The sequence below is a fragment of the Pseudomonas sp. R62 genome (assembly GCF_000257605.1).
GTDB classification, from domain to species: Bacteria; Pseudomonadota; Gammaproteobacteria; order Pseudomonadales; family Pseudomonadaceae; genus Aquipseudomonas; species Aquipseudomonas atacamensis.
The window spans coordinates 118,978-126,989 of sequence record NZ_JH635999.1 but is presented as its reverse complement, the minus strand read 5'-3'; the positions used below and the strand labels follow the sequence as shown (position 1 = coordinate 126,989).

Annotated in this window: 5 protein-coding genes and 1 pseudogene; 5 read left to right on the top strand and 1 reads right to left on the bottom strand. The window is 55.1% G+C overall.

Going from position 1 to position 8,012, the window contains the following annotated elements; translation table 11 throughout:
* The 4 genes from OQK_RS18975 to OQK_RS18960 all read left to right on the top strand — a co-directional run.
* The coding region (locus tag OQK_RS18975) for a solute carrier family 23 protein (RefSeq protein ID WP_038861393.1) at nucleotides 1–587 on the top strand (587 nt) is incomplete at its 5' end.
* An 85-nt stretch (nucleotides 588–672) separates the two neighbouring features.
* Nucleotides 673–1,302 carry a LysE family translocator gene (locus tag OQK_RS18970; protein ID WP_016773765.1) on the top strand — a complete coding sequence of 210 codons (630 nt, stop codon included), beginning with the start codon at nucleotides 673–675 and terminating at the stop codon, nucleotides 1,300–1,302.
* Between the two features lie 192 nt (nucleotides 1,303–1,494).
* Nucleotides 1,495–5,019 (top strand): hypothetical protein, encoded by a 3,525-nt coding sequence (locus OQK_RS18965; RefSeq protein WP_016773764.1) that lies wholly within the window; start codon nucleotides 1,495–1,497, stop codon nucleotides 5,017–5,019.
* Between the two features lie 95 nt (nucleotides 5,020–5,114).
* Nucleotides 5,115–6,968, top strand: a complete 1,854-nt coding sequence (locus OQK_RS18960) for a hypothetical protein (protein WP_157221911.1) — start codon at nucleotides 5,115–5,117, stop codon at nucleotides 6,966–6,968.
* A gap of 126 nt (nucleotides 6,969–7,094) precedes the next feature.
* Here the strand turns inward: OQK_RS18960 and uraH are convergent, their stop codons facing one another.
* Nucleotides 7,095–7,448 carry a hydroxyisourate hydrolase gene (gene uraH / locus OQK_RS18955; RefSeq protein ID WP_016773762.1) on the bottom strand — a complete coding sequence of 118 codons (354 nt, stop codon included), beginning with the start codon at nucleotides 7,446–7,448 and terminating at the stop codon, nucleotides 7,095–7,097.
* Between the two features lie 420 nt (nucleotides 7,449–7,868).
* Here uraH and OQK_RS30060 point away from each other — a divergent pair.
* Nucleotides 7,869–8,012: pseudogene (locus tag OQK_RS30060) on the top strand (allantoinase); the annotation flags it as partial.

Below are 8,012 nucleotides of genomic sequence, written 5' to 3'. Positions count from 1 at the left end.
TGTTCAACGTCAGCATGATCAGCGTAGTGCTGGCGTTCCTCTTCGTGCACATGTTCGACACCGCCGGCACGCTGATGGGCGTGGCCCAGCGCGCCAACCTTGTCGCCGCTGACGGTCGCATCGAGAACCTTTCACGAGCCATGAAGGCCGACAGCGCCTCCAGCGTATTCGGCGCCGTGGTTGGCGTGCCCCCAGTGACAAGTTACGTGGAAAGTGCCGCCGGCGTAGCCGCTGGTGGTCGGACTGGTCTTACCGCCGTCACCGTGGGTGTGCTATTTATAGCGGCCATGTTTTTCGCACCGCTGGCTGGCATGATTCCCGCTTATGCCACGGCAGGTGCCCTGATTTACGTGGCGATGCTGATGATGGGCGGCATGGCCCACATCGAATGGGACGAGGCGACTGACGCCATTCCGGCGATTGTCACGGCGATCATGATGCCGCTGACCTTCTCCGTCGCCGACGGCATCGCGCTGGGCTTTATTACCTACGTCGCGTTGAAGGCCGGCACCGGCAAGTACAAGGAAATTTCCGTCAGCCTGTGGGTGCTCTGCGCGATCTTCATCGCCAAGTTCATTTTCCTGTAAACGCTGCGCGGTTCAAGCTTCAAACCAGCCTCACCCTCACGGGTGGGGCTTTTGCACATCCCGATAACAACAAAGGAGCAAAACGATGAGTCTGGAAACCTGGCTGCTGTTCAGTGGCGCTGCACTGGTGGTGATCCTGATCCCGGGACCGCTGTCATTGCTGATGATCAGCAACAGTCTGAATTACGGTTTACGCAGGTCGTACCCCGCGTTCCTGGGTGGCGTGATCGCCTCGATCTGCCTGCTCAGCGCTTCGGCCCTGGGGCTTGGCGCTCTGTTGCTGGCCTCGGAACAGTTGTTCAGCGCGCTGAAAATCATCGGTGCGCTGTACCTTTTTTATCTCGCCTGGCAGAGCTGGCAGCAGTCGCGTCAGCCATCGACGGGGGCCGAAGTACCCGAAGCCGCACCGGTGCCGCGTTTTCGCACATTGTTCGGACGCGCTTTTGTACTGGGCGCGAGCAACCCTAAGGACATCCTGTTTTTCGCCGCGTTTCTGCCACAGTTCCTCCGCGCAGACCAACCGTTTCTGCCGCAATTACTGATCATGATTGCGACCTGGGTAGTGCTCGATCTGTGCTGCAAACTGGCTTACGGTCTGGGTGCCAATGGTGCCGCACGTTATTTGCGCAGCGGCAAAGGCCAGAGTTGGTTCAATCGGGTGAGTGCCGGACTGTTTGGTGGTGCTGGCGCGGCGTCGTTGCTTGGCAGCCACTGACTGAAAAGCGCCACTATTGATTATCCTGCCGGAATGGATCTCGGGCAGGATCATGTTGTTCATGAATAAATTAAGTGCAACATCCAATCCCTGATATGCAATAGATAGCAACAACCCATCGATATACAGGTCTCGAAAGGCCAACGTAATATCCTCGGCCTTAACAACAATTGCCGGAACAAGGAAGTTCTAATGGCCACACTTATACGCGAAGCAACAGCACAAACCGACCCTGCAATACATGCCGACACGCAACCTGTTTCCGATACCGTCATAATTATGGATTTGGGCTATGAATCCAACGAATACAAGCCTTCAACCATCGACCATGGCCAAACCAATGGAAAATCGAGTCAATTGCAAATGGTGGACGAAGTGTTCGGCCCTTTGGAAATTGGCGATATTTCGATTACCCGTACCGCACTCGACGGACTAGGCGCAACGATTGACGGTCAGCCATTGAATGGCCAGAACAGCTTCTTTCGCCGCCCCAAACTTTCTTTTATCAATAGCCTGCAGTTCGACGCCAATAAAGTTGAACACTTTCTGAAAACTTCAACGGGCAGCGATAGCTACTTGTTACCCACGCTCCTGTTTGAAATGGCCAGCCAGCGCCCGCTTGGCGCCCCTCAGCTCTTGAGGGAAAACAATGCCAATGAAAAGGTAGCCGGCAATTACCGCGACAAACTGGTAAAACTTCTGAGCGCAGCACAGTCGCTCGATCTACAACATGTGCACGTCCCCAGACATCATCCCCGCTGGGCGGCATTGACCAAAAGCTACGCGACGCTGGGCTCCAGCCTGGGCATCCAGGGTTTCGGCATTTTCATGGGGATTCGTGGCGTAATCGATGCGATCAAAGCTGATAACCGTGCTGAAGTAGCGATAAACAGCGCGGGCATTGCATCGGAGCTGGCCTCCATCGCGGCCGATGTCACGGTCAGTAAAATAGCCACGCAGATGCTCACAGCCGGACAGAATGCTTACCGGGACTTCGCCAGAACACGTTTCGCACTCAGACTGGGTCGATCAGGCGGTCTGGTCGGCGGCATGCTGACGCTGCCCTTCGACATCTTTACCGCCGTGAGATCCATGAACGCCGCTGAGAATGCCACCGGCAAAGAGGCTATGGATCATTACGTCAGCGCTGGCCTGAGCATTACCAGTGCAGCCATGACCGTCATTCTCGGCACTGCCGCGATGGCCGGTTTCTCGTTTGCCGGCCCCGTCGGGCTTGCCGCCGGCGCGATTCTCGCCATTGGCTCGCAGGTCTACGGTGCGGTACGTATCGTTGACGACATAGATGACTACATCGAATTAACCGTTGACGAGCGGTGGCGTAGCGGATGGTTTTCGTTCTGCATGATGGACGTCGACGAAAGCGTTCAAAACCGCTATATCAAGGCCAAAACACTACTTCAACACTCATTGCAGTTAAAAAAGACCGCGAGAACGCTACTCGATGGCCCCTTGAAAGAGAGCACCGAAGCCATCGTCAATGGCAAGTTTGATGTACGCCTGAAACCGACGCGGGTCTGGAAACGAAACTGGTGGACCAAACAGGATGCGTGGGAGTCGGTCAATGTCCCTGAAGTGGTAGGCACCGATGACATCATTGATGCAAGCGCAGGGGTTACAAAAGATACACCCGGCGCGGAACTGGGAGTTGCGGCAGAGGGCAAAAACATTCTGTGGTTTCTCAGCGAGGGTAACGACTCGATCAAAGGTGTAGAAAAAAAACCCAACACGTTCTATTACAAGTCAGGAAAAAAACAACTGTCGGGCGGTGAAGGCAATGACCAGTTCCTGTTTGAGAACGCAGCCGCTTTCCTCGAAAAGGACAGCCATGTTGCAGAATATTCAACGCTCAGCGGCGGCGCAGGAAATGACACACTGGTACTTGGCGGCAATTACTCCTCTCGTGATACGAACAGAACTGGCTATGACATAGATTTGCTGGCCGGAACATTGCAGATCATCACCAGCGATGTCGATGCCGAGAATAACAAGATATCCATCCTGCACAGTTTGCTGGACAGTATCGAAAATATTGAAACAGTCCATCGCGCAGCAAGCGTAGTAACCGGCACTGCGCAAAACAACGTCATCAAATCACGGGGCAGCGACATCATTGAAGCTGGCGCCGGAGACGATCAGATATTCCTCTCCCACGAAAAAGCAAAAGCGTCGGGAGGCGCCGGTGCGGATCAGTATTACATTGCGCATGTGGCTGGTCGTTTTTCCATTGTCGATGATGGTGAACAGACCAGTCATATCGTCATGAATTGGCGCAAGGACCTGATTGAGTCCTGGGATATCGAGGGCAATGACCTGGTCATCCGCTCAGGCTTCGAAACTCATGACAATCCCAAAAACGTATTGACCATTCATGACGTTTACAAGAAAAACGAAGGCACGAGAAAGCTGAGCAACAAAAATCTGATTTTCATAACCAGTGATGATTGGCATTTCAGGCTTGACCTGCCTGAAACAATCCCGGATGGCCACACCGCTGACATACCGGAAATTTTCGTCAAACGCGGCAAACCGGTAACACCGATCATTATTTATGCGCCGGAATGCTGGATCCGACACCGCAAGGAAGCGAGCTATTACGTACCGAGAACCGGCAAGGCCAACACTTTCTACGCGGTTTTACGCCCGGATGTCATAACCCGGATATATCTGGACTTCACCAGTGATGAACTGACAAAAGCCGAGGCGCATTTTTTCTCCGACAAACCCAAGTCATATCGACTGACTGTCGGTTGCCATCTCGTCTATCACTTCGGCGCGAAGACCATCAAGCTGAATTATTACTCGGCTGCGCGTAGCGAAGACGATCACGACAATATCACCAAGATCCTGCGAACCATGGCCGTTCGACCGTTCGGCCGTTATGTGTTGATTTTCAGGGACGGTGTCGTTGCAAACGCTGGTCTTACAGCGGAAACCGACATCCCGCCAGCCTTTACTGACTTCTCGGTCTCGAGGCATTGGGTAACCCAGATGAAAGTGCCACTCACGGGTCGTTCTCGACAGTGCTTTTATGCGCTGCCTGAGAAAGCGGGTTATTCGCTTGGCACTACAAGGAGTTGCGCAATGCCGATACCACTGGCCGTGCAAACCAGCATGGACGCCTATGAAGGAGTGGGTGCGAGTTATCTCATTCACGTACTGCCTGACATGACTATCAGACTCTCGACTCCTGGCGCGCTCGCCAATGCCAAAGAGCGGCTTCCCTACTCATCCACTTGGGAACTTGATGCAACGCAGCTCGGCGAGGTCGATATAAAACTCGAAGAAAACCGGCTTTCCATCGGCACTACCACTTTTTATCTGCCTGTCTATGAAAGCGAGGATTTGATAGACCAGATCCGCGTTATTACCATCGGTGGAGTTGTACATACGGTCGATCTGGTCTTTGACCGTGTCTATCTGGATGGTCTCGATGCTCGTTTTTTCGAAGAGCCCGACGCCTCAAAAGCACTCCCGCAAGCTCTTGCCGCATTGGCCAATGACGAAGTCAAAGCCTGGAACATTATCTGCCTTAACGACCAGACCGCGCGCGTGGGCTACAACTTTGCCGCGCATGGCTGGGTATTGCGTGCCGACAAATCCCGCATCGAAAAGTCTGCTTTAAGGGTGGTGAATCGCTGCAACCACCAAACCAACATTTTCGGCCCCGTTTCTGTGATGAAAGTGCCTCCCGCGTAATTCGCCGGTCGTTCGTCAATAAACCCATTTTTTCGAGCGTTGCTGTCTACGCGGCATTTGCACGCGTCTGCGCGCTCTTTTACCGAGCATTCCCCATGGCCAAGTCACCCAAAAAAGTCCCTGCAGTAAAACCACCCAATGCCCCCGATGCTGGACATTCCGGCTCACCGCCTCTCGTCAGCCGTATGGGCCTGGACATGCCTGACGCCCTGCTTCTGGGCGTCGATTCACCGGCCGTCAGTCAAGCGGCAAGCACATCTGCCGCAGCCAGCACACTGTCCACGGTTACTGTTCACGCCCTGCCGGATGCAACGGAAAACTTCAGCGCCACTCGTAACGCAATCGCCTGGCCGCAAGAGCGATTCCACGAACTGGTACCCGTGGCGCAGAACGAAGGTTTGTTCACCGGACCGGATCAGCGCACGTACGCTCAGATCGCTAATGAAGGCCAGTTCGTCGTCGAGCAGGACGGGCAAGGCAATTATCATGTGCCTCTGACCTTCGCACCCGGTGTGCCCGGCCTGCCCCTGACGCGCCTCGAGGGTCAGACGACTTGGCAGATCCGGCGGCCCGAGAGGCTATCCAACCGGCCTGCATCCGCCAGCCCCAACCTGCCCTCATACATCTCGCCGGCCGACGCCATGACGCTGAGCAAGCCTGAGCTGGCAACGGAGGGCCTTCGATACAACAGACTCAGGCAGACCTTCGTAACGACGGTGGACGGCACGGTCATGGTGCGCAAAAACAAAGATGGCGAATACCAACAAGCGTTTGCCTCGACGAGCAATGCACCCGACGTTTTCTTCGAGCAAATCCCCGGCACTGTTTTCTGGCGACAAAAACCGCCAGGGGCGAAGCCATCGCAAACGCCAGCCCAATCCAGCCAGCCAGGCGAACAGACCGACCAGGCAACACCTGGCCCGAGCAAGCGTCCCCGACTTGCCGAAGCCGTAGAAACGCTAACCGCGGCGACAGCCAAGCCGTCCTCTGACAACGACCAGACGCCGTATTTCTGGCTTCCCTGGGGGCATCTGAACAAACCTGCGCACACCGAATCGGTACAGCTTGGCTGGCTGCATTATCCAATCGTTCCGGTTGGCTCGAATACGGCGCCCACCGTGTATTTCGTATGTCATCCCGAGTTTTTCCCGAGCGGTTTCGACGCTTTCGAGAACATGCTGAAAAACGCCCCCGAGCAACAGCCGGTGGCGACGTTTCGAATCGGCAGTGATCCAGGTGAAGTCCATCCGGGCAAACGGTTTTTCGAAGAGCCGATAACAACGTCCGTCGCTCGCGCGTTCCCTGATTTTTCGCAAGCGACAACGACAGCCGTTGCCCGCAGGTTATTCGAACTCGCCGATCATTCCCCGACGATTACCGGCACCGGCCTGATCAACGTTCAGGCCGTCTTGCATCAATGGAAGCAACTGCCGTTTTCCACAGCGCCTGATTTTGCCGACCCGCTGAATATGCTCGCCATAGCGCCAGACATCGACCTGGGGGGCAAGCGGCTTATCCCGATGCCTTCCCAGACCGACAGCGAATTGCAACGCCTGACCTTTGATCCACAGCACTTCTCCTCCGCCTGGAATCATTACAAGACCTATCCGTCGGATCTGAATCTGCGGCGATTGCTCGGCGCGTTGCTGGTTGGCTGTGGTTACGAGCTGTTTCCACTGACCTATGAACACAGAATGCCGACGCTGGTATTCAAACGCGCCGGTCACGATCAAATCTTCTTTTTGAAACTGGGAGCAATCAGTCAAGCCGGCCTGACTCACGTTCCTGGCAACGAACTGACAGAACCGAGCTTGCCCGCCAGAATCGGTCAGGACGCCTTCACCGCACTGACCGATGCAGCGACGCGGAACAAGGTGGTATGGCTGATAGGAGGCGTATTGAAGGTCGCGTCCACGCCAGACTCGGTGTTCATTATTCGCGAGCGTTGACCCGAGACTCGACTGCGCCGGCAGTTGCGCCGTAAACACGCATAAAAAAGCCCGCAGTGTGAGCGGGCGAAAGACCAAAGAAGCTATATGCGCAGTCGCTTCCCGGTGGGGGCAGCTGCTTGGGGGTCAGCTGCCCCGATACGTGGAATAGCTGTAAGGCGAAATCAGCAGGGGCACGTGATAGTGCTCCTGCTCGGCGGAAATGCCGAAACGCAGCACGACGATATCGAGAAACGCCGGCTCGGGCAGTTGTACGCCACGGGCCCGGTAGTAATCGCCGGCATGGAACTGCACCTGATAAACCCCGGTGCGATAATCGTCGCCTTGCAGCAACGGCGCATCGACCCGGCCATCACTGTTGGTTGTCGCACTGGCGACCAATTCCAGCTGCGATCCTTCAACGCGGTACAGCTCGACCTTGATCGAGCTGCCCGGGCAACCGTGTGCAGCGTCCAAAACGTGTGTTGTCAAACGTCCCATTGATTCTGCGCGCCCGGCCGCAACAAGCGGTCAGACTTCGCGCCTCCCGAAGTCAGTTAAAAAGGAGACCGCACCGTTTCAGAGCACGAAACGCTGCGGCGAGCGACTGATTAAGACACTTTTCAAAAAAATTGTACACAATAAAAACGACATTTTCCGCTTCACCCCCGCCATCCGGGTCTTTATCACCAATTCGTAGGCAAAGCGCGTGATCATTGAACCTTCTATTCATTAGCTGACTGGTCAGGCAGGTTTCTTGCAGGCTGGAACCATTAACAGCAAAAGATGACAGCCGGTGAAAAATGCGAAAATTCAGGCTTACAAAATGTAAATAAAGTTGTATACAATCAGCCCATCGCTGTGACGCCAGCCTGCCAGGCCGCCACACCAATCTGTCAACGTACAAGAAGGAAGACTGCAGTGAGCGCTGACTACCCACGCGACCTGATCGGTTACGGCAGTAACCCTCCTCACCCACACTGGCCGGGTAATGCCCGGATCGCCCTGTCCTTCGTGCTCAATTACGAAGAAGGTGGCGAGCGCAACATTCTGCACGGCGACAAG